The sequence below is a fragment of the Streptomyces sp. NPDC104581 genome (genome assembly GCF_055583685.1).
Map to the genome: position 1 here is coordinate 1 of NZ_JBVJNN010000033.1, position 26,391 is coordinate 26,391.

Below are 26,391 nucleotides of genomic sequence, written 5' to 3' on the forward strand. Positions count from 1 at the left end.
CCCCCCCCCCCCCCCCCCCCCCCCCCCCCCCCCCCCCCCCCCCCCCCCCCCCCCCCCCCCCCCCCCCCCCCCCCCCCCCCCCCCCCCCCCCGCTGTCGTGGTCGCTGTGTCGCCCTGTCGCTCGCGCGCGGTCACACGTCCGCGTAGGAGTGCTTTCCGGTGACGAAGATGTTCACGCCGTAGTAGTTGAACAGCCAGCAGCCGAAGGCGATCAGGGCCAGCGTCGCCGCCTTGCGGCCCTTCCAGCCCGCCGTGGCGCGCGCGTGCAGATAGGCGGCGTAGGCCACCCATGTGATGAAGGACCAGACCTCCTTGGGGTCCCAGCCCCAGTAGCGGCCCCAGGCATCGCCGGCCCAGATCGCGCCCGCGATGATCGTGAAGGTCCACAGCGGGAAGACGGCGGCGTTGACGCGGTAGGAGAACTTGTCGAGCGTGGCGGCGGCGGGCAGCCGCTCCATGACGGAGGACCACGCGCGGCCGACGGTGACGCCCCGGGCGATCTTGGACTCGTACACGTCACGCAGCAGGTAGAAGACCGTGCCCACGGCGCCGAGATAGAAGACCGCGCCGCAGAAGATCGCGGTGGAGACGTGGATCCAGAGCCAGTACGAGTGCAGGGCCGGGACGAGTTGGTCGCTGTCGGTGTAGAGCACGGTCGTCGCGACGCCCAGGTTGAGCAGCACCGTGGTGACCAGCGGCAGTCCGATCCAGCGGATGTTCTTCTTCGCGAGGAGGAAGGCGAGGTACGTGCCGACCGCCACCGTGGAGAAGGTGGTGGAGAACTCGTACATGTTGCCCCACGGGGCGCGCTGCACGGCCATCGCGCGGCTGACGACACCCGCCGCCTCGATGAGGAAGCCGAGCGCGGTGAGCGCGACGGCGATGCGCCCGTACAGGTCGCCCTTCTCGGTGCCGCCCGCGGCGCCGGGGCCGTCGGGCACGTCACGCCGTCCGGCCGCCGAGCGCGTGATGACCTTCGGGCGCTCCAGGACGGCGGTGCCGCCGCCCTTCTCCTTCTCCGCCGTACGCACCTGGACCGTGGCGGTGGCGGTACGCCCGGCACCGGTCAGGGCGGCGGCGGTACGGCCGACCTTGCTGCGGCTGCCCGCGACCCACTCGACGATATGGGCGAAGAAGGCCAGGGTGTAGACGGCCATGGACGAATAGACCAGCACATTGGCGGTGTTCGCCAGGCTCTCGTTGGTGGTGGCGGCGAGGATCACTTCTCAGCCCCTTCGACAGGCTCTCCGGTAGTGGTGGCGGTGGCGGCGACGGAGGTGTCGTCCGCGGCTTCTCGCGCTGCTTCTTCGGACGTGGCCCCGGGCTCCGGTGCGGGCTCCGGCCCGGTCCCGGGCTCCGGCCCGGTCCCGGGCTCCGGCTCGGTCCCGGGCTCCGGCTCGGGCGCCGTGGGTGCCTCGGCGTTGAGTGTCAGGGCCAGATCACCCAGCTCCTCGGGGAGCTTCGCCGACTCGCTGCGCCCGAGGCCCGCCATCTCCACGACCGTGACCCCGTCGGCGCCGCGCACCGCGCGGACCCAGACCCGGCGCCGCTGGATGAACAGCGAGCCGGTGAGCCCGAGGACGGCCGCGATCGCGCCGGCCAGCGCGAGCCCGTTGCCGGGCTGCTGCGAGACCTGGAAGGTCGCCCACTCCTTGATCTCCTTCTCGAACGTCACCGAGCCCGCGCCGTCCGGCAGCTCCATGGTCTCGCCGGGCAGCAGCCGCTGTGCGAGCTTGTTGCCGTCGGCGTCCTTGAACTGCTTCATCTTGCTGGTGTCGAGCTGGTACACGTTCTGCGGCAGGCCGGAGTCGACGCCGAGGCTGCCCCGGTAGCCGGTGAGCGCCAGCACGGGGAAGTCCAGTTCGGGGAACTGGGAGAACATGTTGCCGTTGCCCTTGCCCGCGAACGTCGGCACGAAGAACGCGTTGAAGCCGAGCTGCTGCTTCTTGCCGTCCTTGTCCCGGTAGCCGTCCATCACCTTGATCGCGCCGGTCGACGTGATGTTGTTGTCGATCGGCAGGAGCGGGGTGGCGCCCTTGAAGACGACCTTGCCCGCGCCGTCGCGGACGGTGATGACGGGGGCGTAACCGTGGCCGATCAGATAGACCTTCGAACCGTTGACCTCCAGCGGTTCGTTGACCTCGATGACGGCCTTGCGCTCCTTGCCCCCCGCGTCCGTCGAGTAGCTCACGTGGGCCTCGAACTCACGGGCCGTGCCGACCTGTGGTCCGTTGCGCTCGAAGGTGCCGATGAACTTGTCGAGGCTGAAGCTGAACGGCTCCAGGTCGTCCGTGTCGTACATCGAGCCGGACTTGAAGTCGTCGTACTGGGTGAGGGTGTTGGAGAACCCGTCACCCTCCATGATCAGCTTGCCGCCCTCGGACTTGAAGAGCTGTCCGGTGGCGAAGGCGACGAGCATCACGATGAGCGCGATGTGGAAGAGCAGATTGCCGGTCTCGCGGAGGTAGCCCTTCTCGGCGGCGACCGCGTCCCCCACGGTGTGCGCGCGGAAGCGCCGCCGCTTGAGCATCGCGAGCGCGGCCTCGCGGGTCTCCTCCGGCCCGGCCGTCGTGCGCCACGTCGTGTACGCGGGGAGCCTGTTGAGCCGCTTGGGGGCGCCCGGCGGACGGCCGCGCAACTGGCCGACGAACTGCCAGGTGCGCGGGACGATGCAGCCGATGAGGGAGATGAACAGCAGCAGGTAGATCGCCGAGAACCACACCGAGCTGTAGACGTCGAACAGCTGGAGCTTGTCGTAGATCGGCGTGACCGTCTCGTGCTTCTCCTGGAACGTCCGGACCTTGAGCTCGTCGACGCTGTTCTGCGGGATCAGCGAGCCGGGGATGGCGGCGAGCGACAGCATGAACAGCAGGATCAGCGCGACGCGCATCGAGGTGAGCTGGCGCCAGAACCAGCGGAGCCAGCCGATCGGTCCGAGGCTGGGGCCGCCCACGACGGACTCCTCACGGGGGGCCGTGGAGAGCTGTGATCCGGCGGCGCCGAGTTCGCGCGCCTCGGGCGTGCTGTCGGTCTCCGGCCCGTCGGAGGCGGTGTCCGCTGTCGTCTCTGTCTTGCTCATCGCACTAGATCCCCACCGTGAAGCCGTTGGTCCACGTCTGCATGTTCTGCATCATGCTGTCCCACACGCCGGTCACCAGCAGCAACCCGGTCGCGATCATCATCACGCCGCCGACGCGCATCACCCACACGTAGTGGCGCTTGACCCAGCCGAACAGTCCCAGCGCCTTGCGGAAGGCCACGGCGGCCAGGACGAACGGGACTCCGAGCCCGACGCAGTACGCGACGGTCAGTATGGCGCCCCGGCCCGCGCTCGCCTGGTCGAAGGCCAGCATGTTCACGGAGGTCAGCGTCGGTCCGATGCACGGCGTCCAGCCGACCCCGAACAGCGCTCCCAGCAGCGGAGCCCCGGCCAGACCCGACACCGGCCGCTTGTGGACACGGAATTCGCGCTGCGTGAGCCAGGGCAGCAGCCCCATGAAGAACACGCCCATCGCGATCATCAGCACACCGAGGACCCGGGAGATGATCGCCCGGTGGTCCTGGAGGGTGTTGCCGAAGTAGCCGAAGAGCGCGCCGCCGGAGACGAAGACGGCGGTGAAGCCGACGATGAACAGCACCGCGCCGGCGACCATCCGCCCGCGCCGGGCGTCGCCCAGATCGGTGCCGCTGATGCCGGTGACGTAACTGAGATAGCCGGGGACGAGCGGCAGCACGCACGGCGAGAAGAACGAGACCAGGCCGCCCAGCAGCGCGAGCGGCAGCGCGAGCAGCAGCGCCCCGCTGTAGACGGTCTCGTTCATGCCGGGAACCGCGGCGAGAACCTGCACGGGATCACTTCTCCGCGATCAGCGGGTCGATCATCTTTCGCAGCTTCTTGTCGTCGAGCGCGGTCAGGGCGCGGGCCGCGATCTTCCCCTCCCGGTCCAGCACGATCGTGGAGGGGATGGCCTGCGGGTTGAGGCTGCCCTTGGGGAAGCCGTTGACGAGGAGTCTGCCCGCCGGGTCGTAGAGACTCGGGTACGTGACCTCGTAGTCCTTCTCGAAGGCGATGGCCGGGCCCTTGTTGGTGTCGCGGGTGTTTATCCCGACGAAGGCGACGCCCTGGGCCTCGGTCTCGTTGGCGACCTTCACGAGGTGCGACGCCTCGGCGCGGCAGGGCGCGCACCAGGAGCCCCAGACGTTCAGTACGACGATCTTGCCCTTGAGATCGGCGACATCGAGCCGTTCGCCTTCGAGCGTCTCCCCGGCGATCTTGTTGACCGCCTTGCGCTCGCCCTTGGCGACGGTCTGCACCCCGCCGGTGTTCGTGACGAAGTTGGTGTCACCGCCGCCGCCGGAGGTGGCGCCCCCGCCGCACCCGGCGAGGGTCAGCATGGCCACCGACGCGGCCACGGCGGCCGTGGCGGCGGCGCGTGGGCGTCGGTTCGGGCGGCTTGGGAGGGCCAGGTCCTGTCCGAGGCCAGAGTTCATGTGAAAAGTTTCGCATGGGCCAATCGGGGATCTTCTTCGCCCCCCTCGCTCCCGTGGAACCCCCTGTCAGCGGCCCGGTGCGGGCCGCCGGCGGGGGCCGTCACGAGCCCCGCGGGATTTCACGGGCTCCTACGCGGCTTTGAGGAAGGTGTTCCATCCGCCGGCCGGCGGACGGCCGACCTCCAGCGTGCGGAGCTTTTCGAGAACGGCCGGGTCCTGGACGTCGAGCCAGTCGATGAACTGGCGGAAGGAGACGAGCCGTACGTCCTTCTTGTCCGCCATCCCCTTGACCGCTTCCTCCACCGCGTCCATGTATATGCCGCCGTTCCACTCCTCGAAGTGATTCCCTATGAAGAGGGGGGCGCGATTCGACTCGTACGCGCGGCGGAATCCGGAGAGATACGCCTCGGTGGCCTGTTTGCGCCAGCCCGGGAAATTCGCGGGCACCCCCTGTGTCGAATTCTTCGACTGATTGGCGAGCATGTTGTAGTCCATCGACAGCACCTCGAAGGAATGGCCGGGGAACGGCACCGCCTGGAGCGGCAGATCCCATACGTCCTGGCGCTTTCCCGGCCACATCTGCCGGCCGCCGGGCGAGCTGGCGTCGTAGCGCCAGCCCATCCGGCCGGCGACGGACAGCAGCTTGTCCTGGCCGAGCAGGCACGGCGTCCGGCCGCCGACCAGTTCCTTGCGGTAGTCGAACGGCAGCGGGTCGAGGTCCTTCCAGCCGGTGTTCGTCCGCCACTCGGTGACGAATTTCACGGCCTGTTCGGTCTCGTCGCGCCACTGCTGCGGCGACCAGTTGCCGACCGAGCCCGAGCCCGCGCAGAAGTGCCCGTTGAAGTGCGTGCCTATCTCGTGCCCTTCGAGCCACGCCTGGCGTACGTACTTCAGGGTGTCCTTGATGTGCGCGTCGGTGAGATAGCCGATGTCGGAGGCGCCGACGGCGTTGCCCGGCGGGCGGTAGAGCGTCTTCTTCGACTCCGGCAGCAGATAGATGCCGGAGAGGAAGAACGTCATGGCCGCGCCGTGGTCCCTGGCGAGGTCGAGGAAGCGGGGGAAGAGCCCGTTGCCCACCTCGCCCGCGCCGTCCCAGGAGAAGACGACGAACTGCGGCGGGGTCTCGCCCGGCTCCAGCGGTACGGGCCTCGGCGGCTGGTGGGGCTGCTTCCCGGTGTCGGCGGTCGAACCGTCACCGATCGGCCTGACGTTCTTCTCGCTGGGCTTCGTGCCCGGTTTCTTCTCTCCCCCGGCGCCGGCGCCGTCCTCACCGGCATTGCCCGGCGTACCCGAGTCGGTGCCGCAACCCGCGATTCCGATTGCGGCAGCCGCCCCAATTCCGGCTCCGAGCAGGCTCCTTCGGCTCATGTCGCGCATATCGTCCCCATCCGCGCTCGTCCATGTCACGTCCGCCGGTCATGCGAACGACAACACGTTAGATGGCACAGGGAACTCAGAGGTTCCAGGAATTGACGAAGCGGCGTACCTGTAACGCCGGATGTGACATTTCCCGCTGAACCGTGGGCGATTGACCGACTACGCTCCGAAGGCTTTTGACGCGCCCTTTACCGGTTTGGCCCCGGCGAGCAGATGCGGCGGCACGAGATCGCGCGCCGGCTCCGTATAGGCAACGGAGATCAGCTTCTCCCCCTCATAGGTGAAAGTCGTCAGGGAAGCGAGCGTGCACTGCCTGCGGCGCGGGTCGTGCCAGAGCCTCCGGCGCTCGAAATGGCTGCGCACGATCCAGATCGGCAGCTGGTGGCTGACGCACACGGCCTCGTGCCCGAGGGCGGCGTCGCGCGCGTCGGCCAGGGCGGCCTTCATCCGGGCGACCTGGTCGACGTACGACTCGCCCCAGGAGGGCCGGAAGGGGTTGGTGAGGTAACGCCAGTTGCCGGGGCGGCGCAGGGCTCCGTCACCGACCCCGAAGGTCTTGCCCTCGAAGACGTTCGCCGCCTCGATGAGGCGGTCGTCGGTGTGCAGGGTCAGTCCGTGGGACTTGGCCACGGGCGTCGCGGTCTCCTGCGCGCGCTCCAGCGGGGAGGCGACGACATGGGTGATGTCGCGGCTCGCGAGGTGCTCGGCGACGCGGTCGGCCATCCGCCGGCCCAGTTCGGAGAGGTGGTAGCCGTCGCGGCGCCCGTAGAGGACACCGTCGGGGTTGTGCACCTCACCGTGCCGCACGACGTGGACGGCGGTGGTCTCGGCGCTCATGCGGCCACTCCGCTCTCGGTCGCCTCAGCCGCCGCGCGGGCGGCGGCGGGCAGGGCGGCGGCGACGCGCTCGACCGCGCGGTCGTCGTGGGCGGTGGAGACGAACCAGGACTCGAAGGCGGACGGCGGCAGATACACGCCGTCGGCGAGCATCGAGTGGAAGAAGGCCGTGAAGCGGAAGGCTTCCTGCCGCTTGGCGTCCTCGTAGTCCCGCACCTCGTCGGCGGTGAAGAAGACCGAGAACATGCTGCCCGCCGTCTGCACCCGGTGCGCGACACCCTCCTTGGTGAGGGCGTCGGCGACCAGTCCGCGGATCCGCTCCGACACGGCGTCGACCTTCGCGTACGCCGCGTCGTCCAGCAGCCGCAGCTGGGCGAGACCGGCGGCGGTGGCGACGGGGTTCCCGGAGAGCGTGCCCGCCTGGTAGACGGGGCCGGCGGGCGCGAGGTGGGCCATGACGTCGGCACGGCCGCCGAAGGCCGCCGCGGGGAACCCGCCGCCCATGACCTTGCCGAAGGTCATCAGGTCGGGCGCGACGCCGTCGATGCCGTACCAGCCGGCCTTCGAGGTACGGAAGCCGGTCATCACCTCGTCGGAGACGTACAGGGCGCCGTGCGCCGCGCACAGCTCCTTGAGCCCGGCGTTGAAGCCGTCGCGCGGCGGCACGACGCCCATGTTCCCGGGCGACGCCTCGGTGATCACGCAGGCGATCTCGCCGGGGTGCGCGGCGAAGGCCGCCCGGACGGCGTCCAGGTCGTTGTACGGCAGGACGACGGTGTCCCCGGCCTGCGCCCCGGTCACCCCGGGGGTGTCGGGCAGCCCGAACGTCGCGACGCCGGAGCCGGCGGCGGCGAGCAGCGCGTCCACGTGGCCGTGGTAACAGCCCGCGAACTTCACGACCTTCGCGCGCCCGGTGAACCCGCGGGCGAGCCGGATCGCGGACATGGTGGCCTCGGTGCCGGAGGAAACGAGCCGGACCTGCTCGACGGGCGCGACCCGGGCGACGATCTCCTCGGCCAGCGCGACCTCGCCCTCACCGGGCGTACCGAAGGACGTACCCCGGGCGACCGCGGCCTGTACGGCCTCGATGACCTCGGGCCGGGAGTGGCCCAGGATCATCGGCCCCCAGGAGCAGACGAGGTCGACGTAGTCGCGCCCGTCGGCGTCGGTGAGGTACGGGCCGTCGCCGGACACCATGAACCGGGGCGTACCGCCCACGGCCCGGAAGGCACGGACGGGAGAGTTCACCCCGCCGGGGGTCACGGCCGACGCCCGGTCGAAGAGCGCCTGCGAAACGGGGGCTTCGTATGAGTACGACACTTTGGTCCTGATCTGCGATTCGGGGTCGGGTGGCCGGGACGAAGGATCTCGGCCACCGATGAGCGGGTCGCGCGAGCTCCTCGTATTACACAAGAGCGTCAGGGCCCCCACGTCTGCGAAACTGGGGCGTCATAGGGGAAGCTCACGCAATCCATGGTGTCAGAGCCTTCGAAGTATCTGCGGACAGGTGTTTCACCGGCCGTCCGTGGGGGAGGTCACTGTCACGATGATCGGGTTGCGCGGCCGGGGCTGCGAGTGGTCGGGTGGAGATATGCATCGCGGTGGCGGACTGGGCGAGGGTACCGATGACCTCGGGCCCGACCCTGCCCGGCGGGGAAAACACCGGCGCCGCGAGCGAGAAGCCCGCGCGCAGCCTCCTGCCGGCGGGAGCGAGAACCGGCCTCAGGGAGGCGGGAGCGGCCGGGTGGGCGTGACGTACAAATACTTCGGCGCCCCGGACGGCGCCACGGCGGCCCGCGTCCCCATTTCGATGCGCCCGGAGGAACTGGGCGGCGACGAACTCGGCATGGGCGGGATGTTCACGAAGATCAAGCCCGAGACGATAGCGGCGATGGTCCTCACGGGAATCCAGGGCATGCCGCTGAACAAGGTCCCGCCCCTCGAACTGGTCGTGCTGCACCCGGACTACGCGGTCGTCAAACTCCCGATGACGGTGGTGGACCCACTGCGCGGAATCGGCGAGGAATCGGTGGGGGCGGCGGCCTTCATCTGGTCGACGGTCCCGGACCGCGGCGGCCCCCGGGACGCGTTCAACGTCTACCAACTCCTCCACGAATGGCAGGACTTCAGCCACCGCCTCCACGAGGCGGGCCACCAGCCGTACTGCTTGGTGTGGCCGTGAGCTGAGGCTCCACCGGGGGCGGGTGAGGTCTCCGGGCCTCGCCCTGTTCGGTGCCGGGGAGGGGCCGACAGGCGGCCGGGGCACGCTGATTTCGCCGGGCACCGATGTGCGCATGCCGCCGGACCCTTACGAGTTCGGGGCTCGTATCAGCCGCCGACACCTCACCAGCACAATGCCGAAGGGCCCTACCGTGAACCGTGGGCCCTTCGGCATACGTAGTTGCGCCGCCTCAGTCGGCGGCCGTACCCGAATCGAACGTCAAGCGGGGCTGTAGAGCAGCACTACCGCTCCGCGTAGCGCAGGAACTGCCAGCCCAGTAAGGCAAGAGCGACTGTCTGTGCGAGGGAGACGATCACGAACAGGAACTGGACGGCGGGAGAGCACCAGAATGCTGTTACGCAGATCATCGGCAGGACCAAGTACGTGAACAGATCCACCGCGCTCTGTAGTCGCTTGCGCGTGGTGCGACTCGCATCGTCGCGGTGGTAGATCTCCCAGCCGAACACTGGGCCGCGGGCGCCGCTGAGCTCCGCCAGCCGCGGGCCCAGTTGGTCGCGGATGTAGCGGCCGACCGCCGAGATCTTCTCGTCGTTGACCAGGTAGGTCCAGCCGAGCACCAGGCAGATCACCGGGACGGCGAGCAGCAGTTGAGCCTGCCCACTGTGGACAGTGATCGCCAGGACCGCAGTGGACGCAGCGAGCGTGAAGTAGAGCAGGTTGTCACGGAATCCTATTCGGGTCTTCTGCTCCTCTTTGATGCGGTCGTACTCGGCCAGCAGCAGTCTGCCCTCGGTGACGTCATCCGTGGCGGCCACGGTCATTCCTAGGCTCGGTCCCGGCTGGGCTGATGAGTGAGCGGGCAGGACACCGGCGCTCCGGCGCCCGCCCTACAGGCGCGGATGACTCAGTCGGCAGCACGGAAGGGCGGCAGGTTGTTGGGGTTGTTTCGTTCGATCCAACCCTTTCCGTCCGCCGCGATTCCTTCCAGGAGGCGGAAGGTATGGATGAAACCAGCCGCGTTGAGGTTGATCTCGGCGATTTCCTGGGCGTTTTCGTCCGGCGCCAGTTGGTGGGAGTCTGCGTCTTTGACACGGATGTTCCTGGCCGGCCCGTTGGTGAGGACCAGCTCCAGGTCATAACCGGTATGGGTGCGTTCGGTCACTTGCACGGAGGACAAGACGTCGAACCGGTAGTTGCTTCGCTGCTCGTTCCCACGTTTTGCGTCGGTGAAATCAAATTCCGTGCTGATTTCACGAACTCCGTCCTGCGTAATCAGAAAGAGACGGAAGCTGTAGCGCGAATATCGCCAAGGACCGCCTTTCACGCGCCCTCGCTTGTACGGGCGTGCAGGTGTCATCAGGATGGTGTGGGTGATCAGGTCGCGCCAGGTCAGCTGGTAGTGGCTGAGCGCTTCGTCGACGAACAGGGTCTTGTCGCAGTTTAACCAGGTCTCCATTTCCAGCTCACTGGGTCGCGTGGTATCCAGGAACGACTTCCAGTTCTGATACGCGACTTGCCGCGTGGCCAGCTGCTCTTGATATTCCTTGGTTTCCTCGGCCATTCGGCGCTCTTCACCCTGGGCTTCCAGCCACGTGGACGCTGACACGCGTCCGGACCAGACCGCACCGATTACGGCCAGAATGGCCATCAGCATCCGCGACGCGCCGGCACCCGAGGCCGCCGTGACGAACAGGGCCAGAGTCGTGATGCCGAGAGTGATGAGGGCAATCACACACAGCGCCTTCGCCACCACCGGCGTCTGGTTCTGGTTCGGGTGATCGAACAGAGCGCCTTTGTTGTGGCGGTCGCGGGCATCCTCAGCAAGATGGCGGATCAGCCATTCGACCCGGTCCACGCTGATTCGGCTCTCGCGGTAGAGAAGCGCGATCTCGGCGACGAGGCTGCTGCGGATGCGGGCGGTACGACGGAACCATTCGCGCGGAGCGAACCCGTGGGGCACGCGGGTACTGAAGTAGTGCTCGAAGGATTGACGGACGCTGTTGGTGAATCCGTCCCCAGCAGAGGCGGTATTGCCCGTGTGCGAGATGTGGGACTTACGGTTCTTGGCCTTCAGCTGACGTTCCTGATCCCACCATCCGCAGCCGAAGTGAGCCGCGGTCAGGCCCGCACCGAGCGCCACCAGTAACTCAAGGACTGCCCCAACTGGATCCGCGATCAGCGCCAAGATCCAGAGGAATGCGGTGACGACGACGAACAGGCCGACTCGGGCTGTGAGTGCTCTCCGGGCGGCAGCAGCGGTGCTCGGACGGGGCAGTACGGCTCGTGGCCCGATGGGGTCGGGTTCGAAATAGGCCCAGACCCGTTGAACCCGGTTGTTGCCGAAACGGGTTGTTTTGGCCCGCTCGCGGTTCTCGACCCACAGGCTGTCCTTCAGCCCTCCGGTCAGTACGAGGTCGAGGTGGTGGAGGATCGTGTCACGTCGGCGCGGTGACAGGGCTCGCAACCGCTCCAATACGCGTCCTGTTTCACCGTCAGCGGTGCTGAGCATCGCCAGCAGCTCGAAAACGACACGCAGAGCGTCCTTCCACTCTCCCTCGGCGTAAGTCCCTACGAGCCCGGAGGCGTGGCGCAGCCGCTGAAGTTCTTCGGTGCTGAGGTCGTGGTATGCACGTGCACTGAGCATGGCAAGCACCCAATGGAAACGGACCTCCGCGTTGTCGTGTCCTTGGGCGATCGCGTCACTGATCATGTCGCGGGCACGGCTGGGGACGCCGTCCTCCAGGTACCGCACGCCGACCTTGTACTTTTCCTGAGGCGATGCGTCCGGATGGGCGAAGTTGACGGTGGAGTTGTGTACGACCTCGGCCTGGATTCCGACGGTGGAGCCGAATGCTGCCGAATTCTGCGTGCCACTGCCGCCGCTGTTCATGACAAGGCACCCGCCGCAAGAACCAGTGGTGCCAGTCTGGCCACCAGCTCGGGGAACTCCGCGATCAGACCGCGTAACCTCTTGAGTGCCATGGTCGCCCTCTTGGACGATTCGGGAGTGCCCTCCCTCGCTGCCCGGCGGGCAAAGCCCAGCTCGGCCAGTGCCTCCGTGTAGATGTCGTCGTCGAAGGCGCCCGTGGCTTGGTGACTCTTCAGGTGCTCACGGAAACCGTCCAGTTCCGCGACCAGGTCCGCCGGACTGGTCACCTCCGGGGCCACGTTCAAGTGGACGCTGCTCTCCTTGACTGAGCCGGCCATGATGCCAACGGTGCTGCTATGGGCGGTGTTGGTGACGTGCTCTTCGAGTTTCTCGGCCGTATGGGCCTTGTCTGCCTGCGACATTGCAACCTGCTCCTGTTCTCCCACCAGTTCCACTGCAAGCCGTGTGGCGAATGCCGCCGCGTTCGCAGCGGCCCGTGGCTGCCAGTTATGGTCCGTCGCGCTGCTTTTCGTTCCGTCCGCCCGGTCGCTGATTCCCCGGATGATCGCTACCGGTGCTCCGTTGAGATGACCGGCCTGCGCCACACCGGCAGCCTCCATCTCTATCGCGAGCGCGTCGTTGTAGTGCTGCCGGATCCACCGCGCCTCGGCCGAAATCTTCGAGTTCTGCACGACTTCACCCGCGGCGATTGCGCCGAAGTGCACCTGTGGTGCGCGCCCATCGCCGGGCGTGTCGTCGGCCCAGCCATTCACGCGAGCCAGATGCGAGCCGAGCTGGCTGATACCGTGCGCCGCCTCCCACACCCGGGGACGGGCTTTGAGGCCGTCGTCCTCGCTGGTCCCGCCGTGGTAGGCGTACACGTGTGTCGCCATGACCACGTCGCCCAGCCTGGCGGTGTCCCAAAGGGCACCGGCGACGCCGACGAACAGCACGGCCACCGGCGAAAACTCCTGTATCGCCCTCTCGGCGATCACCGCGGCGGAATGATTCCCTTTGTTCGTCAGCCCGAGCGCGACACGACATGAAGCGCCCTGCACGGTTCCCACTTCGAAGCGCGTCCCACGCTCGTGACGGTGCACCTGTGGACCGGCCAGTTTCCGGCGCACGGCCTGGTACTCGAGATTGAGGGCGGTGAGAATCACCACCAGGTCTTTCGACATCTATACTCCTTCCTCCCTCATGTCCTCTTCCTTCGTTGACGGCACGGGTCGGATCAGTGGTGGGTACAACACCGTCTTCGGCCCGGCCCGGTACAGCCGTGCGGGCCGTCCTCCCGTGGTCCGGCGTCCTGATCCGGCGGGGATGATGAATCCCTTTACAGCCTGGACTTTGCGATAGAAATTACGAGTGTCGATCTCAGTGCCCCAAACCGCCTCATACACCTGCTGCAACTCGGCGATGGTGAATAATTCTCCACAGAACGCCGTTGCCAGCGCCGAGAATTCGAGCTTGGTACGTGCGCGTTCGATTCCGTCCGTCACGATCCGACGGTGATCGAAGGACAGTTCCACCTCGCCGGACAGGACGCTCTCCGCAGGAACCCATGCGGCATCCACAGCATCCGTTCCCGCGACAGGTTCGGGGAGCCTCGGCGCGATCGCCAAGTGGGCCACGGAAACGACTCGCCCCCGTGGATCACGTCCCGGGTCCCCGTAGATGGCCAGCTGTTCAAGGTGCACAGAACCGGCGACCAGTGCGGTTTCCTCGCACAACTCACGGTGGGCGGCATCCAGGATCTCCTCACCGGCGTGATTGAGAAATCCGCCAGGCAGAGCCGGCATGCCCTGAAAAGGATCTTCGCCCCGCTCCACGAGCAGGACACACAACCGCCCCTCGCGCAGCGTCAGGATCACAAGATCGACCGTCAGCAGCACGGGGGTGGGTGACCACACGTCAACTTGCATGACCCAAACGGTACTTCAGTTACTGTCACCTAAACAAGAAGTACGCGTGGGGACTTGTCGGCCATCAACTCGACGGACGTGGCCGCTTGGCCTTCCCCCGATGTGAAGCCCGTCCCTGGCCGTGGCAATCAAGTCGGTGCGCCGGGCGTGTACTTGGCTCCGGTCCGGCGCGGGTGAGGGGGACCTGTATGTGTGATGACGCGCTTCTGGGGAGCAGTTGGCGTACTACCCGGCCGGTGCGGGCCAGTACGACCGGCCCTACGTGGAGCGGGCGGAGTTGCGGAAGTTGTTGGGAGCGTGGGGGAACTAATCGTCTTCGGGGACGTGTTGGAGCTGGCTTACGACACCGGGCAGTGGACCTCGGCGCTCACCGCGCGGGCGAAGTCGGTGACCGCCGTCGACGCGGCGGACGAGGTGCCGGCCCTCGCCCGTGCGCGTACCGCTTCGGACCGTGTCCGGTTCGTGCGGGCCGACATCTTCGAGTGGCAGCCGGCGCGGCGCTACGACACCGTGTTCTTCGCCTTCTGGCTCTCACATGTGCCGCCCGCCCGGTTGGCCGGGTTCTGGGACACCGTCGCCGCCTCCCTCGTGCCGGGCGACAGGGCGGTCTTCGTCGACGACGGCCCCGACGTGGCCGCGGAGGAGGAAGTCCTCGCGGACCAGGCCGTTCCCGCCGCGCTGCGCCGGCTCGACGACGGCAGCCATTACCGCGTCGTGAAGGTGTTCCACGATCCCCGGGCGCTCGCAGGCGACCTCACCGCGCTGGGGTGGTCGTCACGCGTGCCGACCGTGGGCAGGCAGTTCGTTGGCGTCGCGGAGCCTCCCGTGGCCGTGGTCTGAGGCCGGGCGCACCACCGATTTCCCTGGGGCTCGTTGTCCACCGTGACAGCGCTTTTGCGCACTCGCCCAGGTGAGGGGTTTCGGTGGCGGATCTCGTGGACTCGATCGAATCGGTGGAGCAACTCGCCGCCGTCTGGCGTGTCATGGTGCTCGACCGGGATCCAGGCGCGGATGTGCGGGATCTGCCGGGGATCGCCGTGCGCTGGGCCGACTGCCGGTTTCCGTTCTGGAACTGCGTCACGCTGACCGAGGCCGGCGCGGACGCCGAAGCCGTCCAGGAGCGGCTGGCGCGGGCCGCGGAGATCATGCGGTCGAAGGAGCGGGCCGGATTTCTGTGGATCTTCGAGGATCTCCTCGGTGAGGAGGCGCTCGCGGGGCTCGCCGGTGCGGCCGGGCGGGTCGGCCTCGCGTACGCCTTCCCCGGCGTCGGCATGGCCGGGAACCTGCTTCCCCTCCCCGAGCCGTCCCACCCCGATCTGACGTTCGTGCGCGTGCGCACCGAGGAGCATCTGCGCGCCTACGCGGACCTCAACTCACGCGCCTACGGATTCCCGCTGGAGGACGGCCGCGACGGGCTGCTCGGCTCCGCGCTGTGGAAGGAGCGCGTGTACGCCTACGTCGGCCTGCGCGACGGCGCTCCCGTGACCTGCGCGGCGAGCGTGGAGGCGGAGGGCCGCCTCTTCGTCCTGATGGTCGCGACGGACCCGGCGTGGGAGCGCAGGGGTTACGGCGAGGCGGTCACCCGCAAGGCGCTGTACGAGGGCGGCCGGGCCACCGGACTGAGCCGCGCCACCCTGCACGCGACGGCCGCCGGGGCGCCGGTGTACCCGCGGATCGGCTTCACGCCGAACTCACCGATGCGCTTCTACGGCCTGACGGGCTGAGCCACCCCCTTCCGCTTCCGGACGTACGCGAACGACGGCGTACGCGAACGAAGATGAATGATCATGAACAGGAACTGACGTGACAGACGTGACCACCCCCCGCAGCGCGGCCACCCTCGCGCGCCCCTTCACCGTCCGCGGGCTCACCTCGCGCAACCGCATCGCCATGGCGCCCATGACCCGCGGCTTCTCCCCGGGCGGTGTGCCGGGCCGGGACGTCGCGGAGTACTACACACGGCGCGCCGTCGGCGGCGTGGGGCTGATCATCACCGAGGGCACCTACGTCGGCCACGAATCGGCGGGCACCAGCGACCGGGTGCCGCGGTTCCACGGTCAGGACGCGCTCGCGGGGTGGTCGGACGTCGCGGACTCCGTGCACCGGGCGGGCGCCGCGATCATTCCGCAGCTGTGGCACGTGGGTGCCACCCGCACCGAGGGCGCCCCGCCGGTGGCGGACGCCGAGCCGGTCGGGCCATCGGGTCTGTCCCTGGCGGGTGAGCCCAAGGGGCGCGCCATGACGCGCGAGGACCTCGACGACGTCATCGGCGCGTTCGCCGACGCGGCGGCCGCCGCCGAGCGGATCGGCTTCGACGGCGTCGAACTCCACGGCGCGCACGGCTACTTGATCGACCAGTTCCTGTGGGCCGGCAGCAACCGGCGTACCGACGCCTACGGCGGCGGCATCGTGGCGCGGACCCGGTTCGCGGCGGAGATCGTGGCGGCCTGCCGCGCCGCCGTCTCCGACGCCTTCCCCCTCTTCTTCCGTATGTCGCAGTGGAAGATGAACGCCTACGACGCGAAGCTCGTCCGGACGCCCGGGGAACTGGACGCCCTGCTCACACCGTTGGCCGAGGCCGGTGTCGATGTCTTCCACGCGTCCACCCGCCGCTACTGGCTGCCGGAGTTCGACGACTCCGACCTGAACCTCGCCGGCTGGGTGAAGAAGATCAGTGGCCGGCCGGCGGTCACGGTCGGTTCGGTCGGCCTGGACGGTGAGTTCTCCGCCGCCTTCCGGGGGAACGACTCGGCGGTCACCGGTATCGACGAACTGCTGGACCGGATGGAGCGCGACGAGTTCGACATGGTCGCCGTCGGCCGCGCGCTGATCGCCGACCCGGAGTGGCCGAGGAAGACGCTGCGCGGGAGCGGGGAGGACATCGCGCCGTTCGAGGCGGAGATGCTGAAGACGCTGCGCTGATCGCGCCCCCGGTCCGGCCCCCGTCCGGGGCCCTCCGGCAGGGCCCCTCGCGGAGTCCTCAGTCCGCCGTCGACTCCCCCGTCGAGGGGCCGCCCTGCGGGCCCGTCGGACTCTGGGGTTCGATCAGCACCATCGGATCGTTTCCCTTGAGCTGCTGCCAGACACCCACCAGGGCCACCACCTGGGCCACGAAGAACGCCAGTTGGACCGAGGCCGTGCGCAGTTGGTAGATCGACAGCAGCAGGGCGGCCTTCGTCGGCCAGTAGTGGTCCTCCTGACGGAAGGTGTCGATGTCCATGGCGACCCCGGTCGTCGTGAGGACGAGCAGGGTCAGCGCCACGTCGAGGGCCCAGGTGCCGAAGGGCTCGTCCACGGCCCGGCTGAGGATCCAGTACAGACCGACCGGAACGGCGTACACCACGGAGAGGCCCAGGGCCTTCGACGGCCCCCGGCGGCCGGGCAGTACGCGCCACAGCGCACCGAGGACGAAGCCGCACGCCGCGATGATCACCTCCGAGCCGATCACGGCCGGCAGGAGGTTGGCTATGCCGAACTGGTCCCGGGCCATGTCGCCCCAGAGCGGTCCGCGCACGTTGTTCGCCCAGAAGGAGACGGCGGTGGCGGGCAGTGCGACGACCGCGGCGAGGAACGCGGCGCGGCAGGCGTTGCGCCACCAGGTGTCCCTCGGGCCCCAGGCCAGGAGCAGTTCTATCGCGTCCACCGAGTCCGGCAGTTTCTCGCCGGCGTGCGGAGAGGCGGAGTCGCCGGGGTTCCAGCGGTGCAGCTCGTCGAGCTTGCTCTCCAGTTCGTTCCGTTCGCCCTCCTGGTCGCCCTGTTCCCAGCGCCGCAGTTGCAGATGCAGGTCGCGGTATCTGCGGGCGGAGGCGACCAGCCACTGGCGGTCGGGCTCCCGTATCACCTCGCGCAGGGGTGTCCCCGCCGGAAGTGTCTGGGACAGCACCGAGCGGCGGCGGCCCAGGGAGAGCAGGAGCCATCCGGCGAGCAGGACGAGCGGTACGTCCAGTACGTACGCCCCCAGGCCCACGTACCAGCCCGGAGTCGGCGCGACGGACGTCACGAACAGCACGGTGAGGACCAGGAGTTCCGGGGCGCCCGGTGCGACCGGGCTGGCGCCGGGCGCCTTGGCCCGGACGGCGAGTACGGCGAGGAGCACCGCGATACGGATGAGCCATCCCGCCAGGCCGGAGAACCAGTCCGGCCAGTCGGAGGGGAACCAGGCGAGCGAGTTGTAGATGTTGGCGAGGTGCCAGCGGTCGTAGAACTCGTCGCCCCCGCCGATGCCGAGCCAGGACTCCTGCTCCCAGACGTTCTGCTTGGCCCATACGGCGAGCGCGACGAGCACGGCGGCGAGGAAGGCGCAGAGGACCAGCACCCACCAGGGGAAGAGACCTCGCTGGGCGGCGCCCGGCGCGGCCGTGCCGGGCGCGGCGCGCAGCCGCCCCACGATCGACACGGCGGCCACCAGCCAGACGAAGACCACACAGGCGCAGGCGAGCGCGAGCCAGAGGAAGCCGCCCGTCCGCAGCAGTTCGTCGACCCCGGCGATGTCGTGCTCGTTGAGCCAGAAGCCGGTGGGCATCCCGAACCACTCGGGCTCGGCCGCCACGACCACCGGAAATGCCGTGGCCGTCAGGACGGCGGCCCACGCGCCCGTGCGCGGCCTGCCGACGAGACAGAGCGCGGCGCCGCCGATCGCGGAGAGCACCAGGTGCACCGCGATGCGGTTCTCCGGCCACCACGAGAGGAGCTCGTAGTCGCCGGCCAGGCTGGGGAGCAGGTCGTCCAGTTCGTAGACCAGCGCCATGGCGAACGACACGTACGTCCACAGGCGGAGATTGCGCCAGGTGGCCTCCTCGGCGGGCGTCGTCGGTGACGAGGCGGGCGTACGGCGCAGTCTGCGCACCGTCACCAGCAGCAGTACGGGGACGAGCACGAGGTCCCAGGCCATCCAGGTCAGGGACGGCAGTACGTACCAGGGCTTCCCGCTCCACCGGGTGATCAGCGCCTTGGTGGCCGGCGGCTGTACGACGATCAGCACCTCGGGCGGTTTGCCGCCGGCCTTGGCCCGCAGCCAGGTCAGCTCGGTGGCGGAGCCCTTGCTCGGGGTCGGTGAGATGGTGCGGGCCGCGCGTCCGCCGAGGTCGACCGAGATCCGCTGCCACCAGGCGGAGTCGAGGGCGGGCGGGCGCATCAGGGCCAGCGTCCAGAACCGCTTGCCCGCGGTGATGCGCCAGGGCCCGAAGTGCCGCTCGCGGGTGTCGTCCACATAGGTCACGGCGCGGTGCCGGACGGTGATCCACTTCTCCTGGACGGTCACTTCGGGCGGTCCGGGGCGCACCTCGGTGTTCCGGTAGGGGTAGGGGTCGTCCGGGTTGCGCAGTACGCACCGCATGGCCGACCGGTACCGCTCGGTGTCCCCGTTCAGCAGCAGATTCCCCGCGAGCCGCCAGGACTTGGGCACCTGGACGACGAGATCGGTCTGCGCCTTCGTGTACGTCTCGCCCTCGTGTTTGAGCCGTACGGAGGTGGAGACCCGCGCGGTCTTCAACTGCCCCGACAGACAGCTGTCTTCGGGGGGCGGCGCCGCATGGGCCGTTCCGGCCCCCGGCAGCAGGAGCAGTGCGGTGAAGACGAACAGGAACAGCCCACGCCGCATCGCCAGCCCCCCGGACGGCAGTTACCTGATCAACGGACATGCAGAGTAACCGCCTGAGCCCCGTACTTCCATCGCACACGGTGACGACTCGGGACACGCTGGGTGGCGAGTGACCGGTGGGTCGGATGGGGCGGAGGAGAAGGGCGTCACACCCTCGTCACCTCCCCTCAGCCCCCCCGGCCACCCGGTCCCTCACCCCTTCTCCAGCGCCTTCAGCGCGATGTTCAGTTCGAGCACGTTCACCCGCGGTTCGCCGATGAAGCCCAGGATGCGGCCGTCCGTGTGCTCGTCCACCAGCTTCCGGACCCGTGCCACGTCGAGACCGTTCAGCTCCGCGACGCGGTGGACCTGGATGTCCGCGTACTCCGGGGAGATCGCCGGGTCGAGGCCCGAGCCGGACGAGGTGACCGCGTCGGGTGGCACGTCCGAGGGCCTGACCCGGTACCCGCCCACCGAGTTGTCCTTGATGACGGCCGCCTTCGCGTCCTTCACCCACTGGATCAACTCCTCGTTGTCACCGGCCCTGTTGGTCGCTCCCGACAGGATCAGCCGGTACTGGGTGTTGACCGTGTTGGTGCCGAGGCCGTTGGACGGACGGGGCTGGAACCACTTGAGGTCGGGAGCCGGGGTCTCCTCGCCCTTCTTCAGGGGCAGGTCGTAGCGCTGGCCGATGAGTTCGGAGCCGACGACCCTGCCGTCCGAGGTGATCTCGGAGCCGTTCGCCCGGTGGTTGAAGAGGCCCTGGCCGATGCCCGTGACGGCGAGCGGGTAGAGCACGCCGCAGACGAGCGTCAGTACGAGCAGGGCCCGCAGCCCGGCGCCCAGGAGCCGTGCGGTGCTTCCGACTGAGGTGTTCATGGACATCAACCGATTCCGGGGATGAGTGAGATGAGCAGGTCGATGATCTTGATGCCGGCGAACGGGGCGATCAGACCGCCCACGCCGTAGATCCCGATGTTGCGCCGCAGCATCCGGTCCGCGCTCATCGGGCGGTAGCGCACACCGCGCAGGGCCAGCGGCACCAGCGCCACGATGATCAGCGCGTTGAAGATCACCGCCGAGAGGATCGCGGACTCGGGCGACGACAGGCCCATGATGTTGATCTTGTCGAGGCCCGGATGGACGACCGCGAACATGGCCGGGATGATCGCGAAGTACTTGGCGACGTCGTTGGCGATCGAGAAGGTCGTCAACGCACCGCGGGTGATGAGCAGTTGCTTGCCGATCTCGACGATCTCGATCAGCTTGGTCGGGTTGGAGTCCAGGTCCACCATGTTCCCGGCCTCCTTGGCGGCCGAGGTGCCGGTGTTCATGGCCACGCCGACGTCCGCCTGCGCCAGGGCGGGGGCGTCGTTCGTACCGTCGCCGGTCATCGCGACGAGCTTGCCGCCCGCCTGCTCACGCCGGATGAGCGCCATCTTGTCCTCGGGCGTGGCCTCGGCGAGGAAGTCGTCCACACCCGCCTCCTCCGCGATGGCCCGCGCCGTCAGCGGGTTGTCGCCCGTGATCATCACGGTCTTGATGCCCATACGGCGCAGCTCCTCGAACCGCTCCCGCATGCCCTCCTTGACCACGTCCTTGAGATGGACGACGCCCAGGATCCGCGCCCCGCGCCCGTCCTCGACCGCGACGAGCAGCGGCGTTCCGCCGTCCTCGGAGATGCGGTCGGTGAGGGTGTGCGCGTCGGGCGCGACCCGGCCGCCGCGCTGTTCGACCCAGGCGACGACCGAACCGGCCGCGCCCTTGCGGATCCTGCGCTCGCTCCCGGCCTCCCGGCCCGGCCCACGCTCCGTCAGGTCCACGCCCGACATCCGGGTCTGCGCCGTGAACGGCACCCAGCCGGCCTGCCCCAACTCCCCCCGCCCGCGCTCCCGCAGGCCGTACTTCTCCTTCGCCAGGACCACGACGGAGCGGCCTTCCGGTGTCTCGTCGGCGAGCGACGAGAGCTGCGCGGCGTCCGCGAGTTCGGCGGCGGTGACGCCTTCCACCGGGAGAAAGGCCGCGGCCTGCCGGTTGCCGAGTGTGATCGTGCCGGTCTTGTCCAGCAGCAGCGTCGAGACGTCGCCCGCCGCCTCCACGGCGCGTCCCGACATCGCCAGGACGTTGCGCTGCACCAGCCGGTCCATGCCGGCGATGCCGATGGCCGAGAGCAGCGCGCCGATGGTGGTCGGGATCAGGCAGACGAGGAGCGCGGTCAGCACGATCACCGACTGCCGCGCGCCGGCGTAGACGGCGAACGGCTGGAGCGTGACGACGGCCAGCAGGAAGACGATGGTGAGCGAGGCGAGAAGGATGTTCAGCGCGATCTCGTTGGGTGTCTTCTGCCGGGCCGCGCCCTCGACCAGGGCGATCATCCGGTCGATGAACGTCTCGCCGGGCCTGGTCGTGATCTTGACGACGATACGGTCGGAGAGGACCTTCGTCCCCCCGGTGACCGCGCTGCGGTCACCGCCCGACTCACGGATGACGGGGGCCGACTCACCGGTGATGGCGGACTCGTCGACGGAGGCGACTCCGTCCACGACATCGCCGTCACCGGGGATGGTGTCGCCGGCCTCGCAGACCACCAGGTCCCCGACGCGCAGTTCGGTGCCGGGAACGCGTTCTTCTTTTACGGGCTCCGCCGCCGGGCCGGTCAGGCGTCGTGCGACGGAGTCGGTCTTCGCCCTGCGGAGGGTGTCGGCCTGCGCCTTGCCGCGGCCCTCGGCGACGGACTCGGCGAGATTGGCGAAGATCGTGGTCAGCCAGAGCCAGGCGGCGATCGCCCAGCCGAACCACTCACCGGGCCGCGTGATCGCCAGCACCGTGGTGAACACCGAGCCGATCTCGACCACGAACATCACGGGTGACTTGACCATCACCCGGGGGTCGAGCTTGCGCAGCGCGTCGGGGAGGGACCTGACGAGCTGCCGGGGGTCGAACAGGCCACCGCCGACGCGCCCGCCGCCGTCGGGCCGGTGGGAGGTGGGCACGTCGGAGTGCGGCGCCCGCGAGGGACCGGGCCCGGAGCCGGGCTCGGGTGTGGGGGCGGATGTGGCAGTGCTCATGACGCGAGTCCTTCGGCGAGCGGTCCCAGCGCGAGCGCCGGGAAGTAGGTCAGACCGGCGACGATCATGATCGTGCCGACGAGCAGCCCACTGAACAGCGGCTTGTCGGTACGCAGGGTGCCCGCGGTCATCGGCACCGGTCTCTGCTCGGCGAGCGAGCCGGCCAGCGCCAGCACGAACACCATGGGGAGGAAGCGGCCGAGCAGCATCGCGATCCCGATCGAGGTGTTGAACCACTGGGTGTCGGCGTTGAGCCCGGCGAACGCCGAACCGTTGTTGTTGGCGCCCGACGTATAGGCGTAGAGAATCTCGGAGAACCCGTGCGCGCCGCTGTTCGTCATCGAATGCGCGGGCGTGTCCATCGCCATCGCCACAGCGGTGAAACAGAGCACCAGTGCCGGGGTGATGAGGATGTAGCACGCGGCGAATTTGATCTGCCTGGTGCCGATCTTCTTGCCCAGGTATTCCGGTGTGCGGCCCACCATCAGCCCCGCGAGGAACACCGCGATGACGGCCATGACGAGGATTCCGTAGAGTCCGGAGCCCACACCGCCGGGAGCGATCTCGCCCAACTGCATGCCGAGCATGGCGATTCCGCCGCCGAAACCGGTGTACGAGGAGAGGAAGGAATTCACCGCACCGGTGGAGGTGAGTGTCGTGGCGACCGAGAAGATGGCCGAGGCGCCGATTCCGAACCGTGTCTCCTTGCCCTCCGTCGCACCGCCCGCGATGTCGAACGCCGGTCCCGCGTGGTGGAATTCGGTCCACATCATCAGCGCGGTGAAGACGATCCAGATCGCCACCATCGTGGCGAGGATCGCGTAACCCTGTTTGACGCTGCCGACCATCCGGCCGAAAGTCCGGGTGAGCGAGAGGGGAATGAGCAGGATCAGGAAGATCTCAAGGAGGTTCGACAGTCCGTTGGGATTCTCGAAGGGATGGGCGGAGTTGGCGTTGAAGTAGCCGCCGCCGTTGGTGCCCAGCTCCTTGATGGCCTCCTGCGACGCCACGGCGCCGCCGTTCCACTGCTGGCTGCCGCCCATGAACTGACCGACCGGGTGGATGCCCGCGAAGTTCTGGATCGCCCCGCAGGCGACCAGCAGGACCGCCCCGACCAGGGCGATCGGCAGCAGGATACGGATCGTGCCGCGCACCATGTCGGCCCAGAAGTTGCCGAGTTCACCCGTACGGGAGCGGGCGAAGCCCCGTACGAGCGCGATCGCGACGGCCATGCCCACGGCCGCCGACAGGAAGTTCTGCACCGCCAGGCCGCCGGTCTGCACGACGTGGCCCATGGCCTGTTCGCCGTAGTACGACTGCCAGTTGGTGTTGGAGACGAAGGACGCGGCGGTGTTGAACGCCTGGTCCGGATCGATCGACGAGAAGCCGAGCGAACCGGGCAGTGAGCCCTGGATGCGTTGCAGCAGATAGAGAAAGAGAACACTCACCAGCGAGAAGCCGAGAACTCCGCGCAGATAGGCGGGCCAGCGCATCTCGGTGGCGGGATCGGCACCGATGGCACGGTAGATCCATTTCTCGGCCCGGAGATGTTTCGGGGAGGAATAGACACCGGCCATGTAGTCGCCGAGCGGTCGGTATGCCAGGGCCAGCGCCACCATGAGCGCGAGCAGCTGGAGCACACCGGCGAGGACGGGGCTCATCAGGGCTCAGAACCTCTCCGGGTACAGAAGGGCGAGAACCAGATAGCCCAGCAGGGCGACGGCGACGACGAGGCCGACGACGTTCTCGGCGGTCATAGTCTCGCCACCCCCTTGGCGACGAAAGCCACCAGCGCGAACAGCGCGATCGTGGTGACGACGAAGGCCACATCGGCCATCGTGAGCTCCTGAATGAGGTCGGAATCCATTGGACCTCTAGAGGAGAACCTCTTTTTTCCCGGATACGAGCGACGTTGACGGGTCCCATACGGCCCGGGGGGTGCGTTTTACGGTTCTCATACACGGATGGCCCATACACGCCTTGTGCCCGGCAGGAAATCCTGCCGGGCACACGGTGCGGACGACTTCCGGGGTCAGCCGGTACGCGCCGCGCCGCTCAGGGCCTCCGGGTGCCGCCCGGTGGTCCGAGCGTCCGCGGGGCGCAGTACGCGCTCCGCCAGCGCGCCGAAGACCAGCCCGAACGCCGTCCACAGCACCGCCTGGACGGCCAGCGAGGCCAGTCTGAACTCCCAGAGCAGCGCGGCCGGGAAGGTCTCCCGCACGGCGTCGGTGTTGGCGGGCAGCAGCAGACCGGCCACGGCCATCACCACCACGTAACCGGCGCCGGCCGTGACGGTCGCGTTCCAGTTGCCGAGCTTCGGCGCGAGCCGCCGCCCGGCGATGACGGCGACGACCGCGACCAGCACGCTGAACACGATCATCAGGAAGAACAGCGTGGTGCGCTTGCCGATGGTGTCGGGATTGCCCACGGCGGGCGGGGTGGCCGGATATTTGAGGAACGGCACCAGATAGACGGTGGTGAAGGCGGCGCCCGCGACCAGCGCGGCCGTCGCACGGGGGCGGAGCCGGCCGACCCGGCCCAGACAGAGGGCGAAGGCCAGGGAGGCGATGCCGCCCAGGGCGACTCCGTAGACGAGGACGCCGGTGGCGAGGCCGAAGGTCGACTGGACCGGCCGCGTGACCAGCTCCTCCTCTTCCTCCGCGGGTGCGGGGGCCGCACCGCCGTGCTCGTGCGCCGGGGCGGACTGCGACTCCTCCAGCGCGATGGAGGAGTCGATGGACGGCTCCCCCACCACATGGGCGAGGGCGAAGGCGAGCAGTCCGGCGACGACACCCGCGATCATGCCGCGGACCAGCAGGTTTCTTACGGTGGACGTCTGCATGACGATGTTCTCCGGGGGACCTCCGTCGTCGGGATCAGTGGCAGGGGAAACCGAGCAGATGACGGCCGTCGTGCACCCACTCGTGCACTCCCGCCCCGGAGAAGACAGATGTGGCGCCCTGTTCGGCGCCGACGAAGTACAGCAGCACCAGCATCAGCGTGCCCACGAAGACGGCCCAGGGCAGAACCGCCCGCAGGGGCAGGGGAGTCAGGGGGGATGTCGCTGATCCGGTGGGCGACGAAACGGCCGGGGGCACGATGGACTCAGCCACGGCACAACCTCCTTGGGAACTCGCGTCCCGTTGAGTGGAGCTCGCACGACGGCGACCGGGTCTGACTCACCGGACATCCCCCGCACTCACGCGGTGACCGTCCGGCATACAGTGGCGCGACCGTGCCGGAATCCCACCGGACTTCCGTCCCGCCGTCGTGATATCGACGTGAACGTACCGCGATCGGGCAGGCGGGCCAAGAGGACGAATCGACCGGAGCCCCGGTGGACCCGGCACGGGATCCGTCACGGCCCAGCGGTACGGGACGGCCCCGCACGACCTTGGAGGCCCCGTGACCACACGCGTGACGCTGATCGCACCCGCGCTGAGCACCGCGCTGCGCGAGGCGCGCTTCGCGGACGGTCCGCTGGACGCGGCGGGGCTGCGCGAGGCGGAGGCCGTACGGGGCTCGGTCACCGGACAACACGTGTTCAGGTCACCGACGTTGCGCTGCGAGCAGACCGCCGGGGCGCTCGGCCTGGCCGCGGAGCCGCTGCCCGAACTGCGCGCCTGCGCGATGGGCCGCTGGCACGGGCTGCGGCTGGACGAGGTCGCGGACACGGAGCCGCGTGCGGTCGCCGCCTGGCTGGCGGACCCTGCGGCGGCGCCGCACGGCGGGGAGTCGCTCCAGGCCCTGCACGCGCGCGTGGGCCGGTGGCTCGACGCGCTCCCCGCCGACGCGCGCTTCCTCGCGGTGGCGGAGCCCGATGTCGTACGCGCGCTGACGGTGCACGCGCTGGGGGCGCCGGCGGGGGTGTTCTGGCGGATCGACGTACTGCCGCTGACGGCCACGGAGCTGAGCGGCCGGAACGGCCGCTGGAACCTCCGCGGGGGGGGGGCGGGGGGGGGGGGGGGGGAGGGGGGGGGGGGGAAGGGGGATATCCACCCCTAGGGGGGGGGGGGAGCGGGGGCCCGGGAGGGGGGGGTGCGGGGGGGGGGAAAGGTCTTGGAC

General features: G+C 68.9%; 23 protein-coding genes. 5 read left to right on the forward strand and 18 right to left on the reverse strand.

The annotated features are described in order from the left end of the window. Positions 1 to 131: 131 nt before the first annotated feature. From ccsB to hemL, 7 genes are all read right to left on the reverse strand, one after another. Positions 132 to 1,223 (reverse strand): c-type cytochrome biogenesis protein CcsB, encoded by a 1,092-nt coding sequence (gene ccsB, locus ACZ61E_RS24010; protein WP_469701912.1) that lies wholly within the window; start codon positions 1,221 to 1,223, stop codon positions 132 to 134. Beyond that, entirely contained in the window at positions 1,220 to 3,079 is a 1,860-nt protein-coding gene (resB, locus tag ACZ61E_RS24015; protein WP_469701913.1) for a cytochrome c biogenesis protein ResB, read from the reverse strand. Before resB ends, ccsB begins: the two co-directional genes overlap by 4 nt. A 4-nt stretch (positions 3,080 to 3,083) precedes the next feature. Further along, positions 3,084 to 3,821 carry a cytochrome c biogenesis CcdA family protein gene (locus ACZ61E_RS24020; RefSeq protein ID WP_469701973.1) on the reverse strand — a complete coding sequence of 246 codons (738 nt, stop codon included), beginning with the start codon at positions 3,819 to 3,821 and terminating at the stop codon, positions 3,084 to 3,086. A gap of 31 nt (positions 3,822 to 3,852) precedes the next feature. Further along, positions 3,853 to 4,491: a TlpA family protein disulfide reductase gene (locus ACZ61E_RS24025; protein WP_469701914.1), complete on the reverse strand. Its 639-nt coding sequence runs from the start codon at positions 4,489 to 4,491 to the stop codon at positions 3,853 to 3,855. Between the two features lie 129 nt (positions 4,492 to 4,620). Beyond that, complete coding sequence (locus ACZ61E_RS24030; protein ID WP_469701915.1) at positions 4,621 to 5,868, reverse strand: polysaccharide deacetylase family protein; 1,248 nt, start codon at positions 5,866 to 5,868, stop codon at positions 4,621 to 4,623. 159 nt (positions 5,869 to 6,027) lie between these two features. Further along, complete coding sequence (locus tag ACZ61E_RS24035; protein ID WP_469701916.1) at positions 6,028 to 6,705, reverse strand: histidine phosphatase family protein; 678 nt, start codon at positions 6,703 to 6,705, stop codon at positions 6,028 to 6,030. Then, the gene (gene hemL / locus ACZ61E_RS24040; protein WP_469701917.1) at positions 6,702 to 8,024 is read right to left on the reverse strand and encodes a glutamate-1-semialdehyde 2,1-aminomutase; all 1,323 of its coding nucleotides are present in this window, start codon (positions 8,022 to 8,024) and stop codon (positions 6,702 to 6,704) included. The genes ACZ61E_RS24035 and hemL overlap by 4 nt, the downstream gene beginning before the upstream one ends. A 271-nt stretch (positions 8,025 to 8,295) precedes the next feature. Here hemL and ACZ61E_RS24045 point away from each other — a divergent pair, with 271 nt between their 5' ends. Beyond that, complete coding sequence (locus tag ACZ61E_RS24045) at positions 8,296 to 8,886, forward strand: hypothetical protein (RefSeq protein WP_469701918.1); 591 nt, start codon at positions 8,296 to 8,298, stop codon at positions 8,884 to 8,886. 281 nt (positions 8,887 to 9,167) lie between these two features. On the opposite strand, the gene ACZ61E_RS24050 is transcribed toward ACZ61E_RS24045, so the two are convergent. The 4 genes from ACZ61E_RS24050 to ACZ61E_RS24065 form a co-directional block, all read right to left on the reverse strand. Further along, a complete protein-coding gene (locus tag ACZ61E_RS24050) occupies positions 9,168 to 9,707 on the reverse strand; it encodes a hypothetical protein (protein ID WP_469701919.1) in 540 nt (179 codons plus the stop codon). 83 nt (positions 9,708 to 9,790) lie between these two features. Further along, positions 9,791 to 11,776 (reverse strand): hypothetical protein, encoded by a 1,986-nt coding sequence (locus tag ACZ61E_RS24055; protein WP_469701920.1) that lies wholly within the window; start codon positions 11,774 to 11,776, stop codon positions 9,791 to 9,793. After that, complete coding sequence (locus tag ACZ61E_RS24060) at positions 11,773 to 12,936, reverse strand: 5'-methylthioadenosine/S-adenosylhomocysteine nucleosidase family protein (protein WP_469701921.1); 1,164 nt, start codon at positions 12,934 to 12,936, stop codon at positions 11,773 to 11,775. The genes ACZ61E_RS24055 and ACZ61E_RS24060 overlap by 4 nt, the downstream gene beginning before the upstream one ends. Further along, a complete protein-coding gene (locus tag ACZ61E_RS24065) occupies positions 12,937 to 13,680 on the reverse strand; it encodes an NUDIX hydrolase (protein ID WP_469701922.1) in 744 nt (247 codons plus the stop codon). A 297-nt stretch (positions 13,681 to 13,977) separates the two neighbouring features. On the opposite strand from ACZ61E_RS24065, the gene ACZ61E_RS24070 reads away from it, so the two are divergent. From ACZ61E_RS24070 to ACZ61E_RS24080, 3 genes are all read left to right on the forward strand, one after another. Next, positions 13,978 to 14,520 (forward strand): class I SAM-dependent methyltransferase, encoded by a 543-nt coding sequence (locus ACZ61E_RS24070; protein WP_469701923.1) that lies wholly within the window; start codon positions 13,978 to 13,980, stop codon positions 14,518 to 14,520. Between the two features lie 83 nt (positions 14,521 to 14,603). Continuing rightward, positions 14,604 to 15,404 carry a GNAT family N-acetyltransferase gene (locus ACZ61E_RS24075; protein ID WP_469701924.1) on the forward strand — a complete coding sequence of 267 codons (801 nt, stop codon included), beginning with the start codon at positions 14,604 to 14,606 and terminating at the stop codon, positions 15,402 to 15,404. A 79-nt stretch (positions 15,405 to 15,483) separates the two neighbouring features. Beyond that, a complete protein-coding gene (locus tag ACZ61E_RS24080) occupies positions 15,484 to 16,602 on the forward strand; it encodes an NADH:flavin oxidoreductase (protein ID WP_469701925.1) in 1,119 nt (372 codons plus the stop codon). 58 nt (positions 16,603 to 16,660) lie between these two features. Here the strand turns inward: ACZ61E_RS24080 and ACZ61E_RS24085 are convergent, their stop codons facing one another. The 7 genes from ACZ61E_RS24085 to ACZ61E_RS24115 all read right to left on the reverse strand — a co-directional run bounded on the left by ACZ61E_RS24085 (position 16,661) and on the right by ACZ61E_RS24115 (position 25,439). After that, positions 16,661 to 19,279, reverse strand: coding sequence for a DUF6185 family protein (locus ACZ61E_RS24085; protein WP_469701926.1), 2,619 nt, complete (start codon positions 19,277 to 19,279; stop codon positions 16,661 to 16,663). Positions 19,280 to 19,471: 192 nt separating this feature from the next. Continuing rightward, entirely contained in the window at positions 19,472 to 20,137 is a 666-nt protein-coding gene (locus ACZ61E_RS24090; RefSeq protein WP_469701927.1) for a potassium-transporting ATPase subunit C, read from the reverse strand. A 5-nt stretch (positions 20,138 to 20,142) separates the two neighbouring features. After that, positions 20,143 to 22,326 carry a potassium-transporting ATPase subunit KdpB gene (gene kdpB, locus ACZ61E_RS24095; protein ID WP_469701928.1) on the reverse strand — a complete coding sequence of 728 codons (2,184 nt, stop codon included), beginning with the start codon at positions 22,324 to 22,326 and terminating at the stop codon, positions 20,143 to 20,145. Further along, positions 22,323 to 23,987, reverse strand: a complete 1,665-nt coding sequence (kdpA, locus tag ACZ61E_RS24100; RefSeq protein WP_469701929.1) for a potassium-transporting ATPase subunit KdpA — start codon at positions 23,985 to 23,987, stop codon at positions 22,323 to 22,325. Before kdpA ends, kdpB begins: the two co-directional genes overlap by 4 nt. A 6-nt stretch (positions 23,988 to 23,993) precedes the next feature. Continuing rightward, positions 23,994 to 24,083 (reverse strand): K(+)-transporting ATPase subunit F, encoded by a 90-nt coding sequence (gene kdpF, locus ACZ61E_RS24105; protein WP_037777601.1) that lies wholly within the window; start codon positions 24,081 to 24,083, stop codon positions 23,994 to 23,996. 275 nt (positions 24,084 to 24,358) lie between these two features. Next, positions 24,359 to 25,168: a CbtA family protein gene (locus tag ACZ61E_RS24110; protein ID WP_469701930.1), complete on the reverse strand. Its 810-nt coding sequence runs from the start codon at positions 25,166 to 25,168 to the stop codon at positions 24,359 to 24,361. A gap of 34 nt (positions 25,169 to 25,202) precedes the next feature. Continuing rightward, a complete protein-coding gene (locus ACZ61E_RS24115) occupies positions 25,203 to 25,439 on the reverse strand; it encodes a CbtB domain-containing protein (RefSeq protein WP_469701931.1) in 237 nt (78 codons plus the stop codon). A gap of 292 nt (positions 25,440 to 25,731) precedes the next feature. Here ACZ61E_RS24115 and ACZ61E_RS24120 point away from each other — a divergent pair, with 292 nt between their 5' ends. Next, positions 25,732 to 26,331, forward strand: a complete 600-nt coding sequence (locus ACZ61E_RS24120) for a histidine phosphatase family protein (RefSeq protein WP_469701932.1) — start codon at positions 25,732 to 25,734, stop codon at positions 26,329 to 26,331. Positions 26,332 to 26,391: the final 60 nt, after the last annotated feature.

Coding starts and splice junctions, on each gene's coding strand:
- resB (WP_469701913.1), bottom strand. CDS start 3,079: ATGAGCAAGACAGAGACGACAGCGGACACCGCCTCCGACGGGCCGGAG.
- kdpF (WP_037777601.1), bottom strand. CDS start 24,083: ATGACCGCCGAGAACGTCGTCGGCCTCGTCGTCGCCGTCGCCCTGCTG.
- ACZ61E_RS24030 (WP_469701915.1), bottom strand. CDS start 5,868: ATGCGCGACATGAGCCGAAGGAGCCTGCTCGGAGCCGGAATTGGGGCG.
- ACZ61E_RS24050 (WP_469701919.1), bottom strand. CDS start 9,707: ATGACCGTGGCCGCCACGGATGACGTCACCGAGGGCAGACTGCTGCTG.
- ACZ61E_RS24035 (WP_469701916.1), bottom strand. CDS start 6,705: ATGAGCGCCGAGACCACCGCCGTCCACGTCGTGCGGCACGGTGAGGTG.
- ACZ61E_RS24085 (WP_469701926.1), bottom strand. CDS start 19,279: ATGCGGCGTGGGCTGTTCCTGTTCGTCTTCACCGCACTGCTCCTGCTG.
- ACZ61E_RS24110 (WP_469701930.1), bottom strand. CDS start 25,168: ATGCAGACGTCCACCGTAAGAAACCTGCTGGTCCGCGGCATGATCGCG.
- ACZ61E_RS24020 (WP_469701973.1), bottom strand. CDS start 3,821: ATGAACGAGACCGTCTACAGCGGGGCGCTGCTGCTCGCGCTGCCGCTC.
- ACZ61E_RS24025 (WP_469701914.1), bottom strand. CDS start 4,491: ATGAACTCTGGCCTCGGACAGGACCTGGCCCTCCCAAGCCGCCCGAAC.
- ACZ61E_RS24055 (WP_469701920.1), bottom strand. CDS start 11,776: ATGAACAGCGGCGGCAGTGGCACGCAGAATTCGGCAGCATTCGGCTCC.
- ACZ61E_RS24065 (WP_469701922.1), bottom strand. CDS start 13,680: ATGCAAGTTGACGTGTGGTCACCCACCCCCGTGCTGCTGACGGTCGAT.
- ACZ61E_RS24090 (WP_469701927.1), bottom strand. CDS start 20,137: ATGAACACCTCAGTCGGAAGCACCGCACGGCTCCTGGGCGCCGGGCTG.
- ACZ61E_RS24045 (WP_469701918.1), top strand. CDS start 8,296: ATGCATCGCGGTGGCGGACTGGGCGAGGGTACCGATGACCTCGGGCCC.
- kdpA (WP_469701929.1), bottom strand. CDS start 23,987: ATGAGCCCCGTCCTCGCCGGTGTGCTCCAGCTGCTCGCGCTCATGGTG.
- ACZ61E_RS24060 (WP_469701921.1), bottom strand. CDS start 12,936: ATGTCGAAAGACCTGGTGGTGATTCTCACCGCCCTCAATCTCGAGTAC.
- kdpB (WP_469701928.1), bottom strand. CDS start 22,326: ATGAGCACTGCCACATCCGCCCCCACACCCGAGCCCGGCTCCGGGCCC.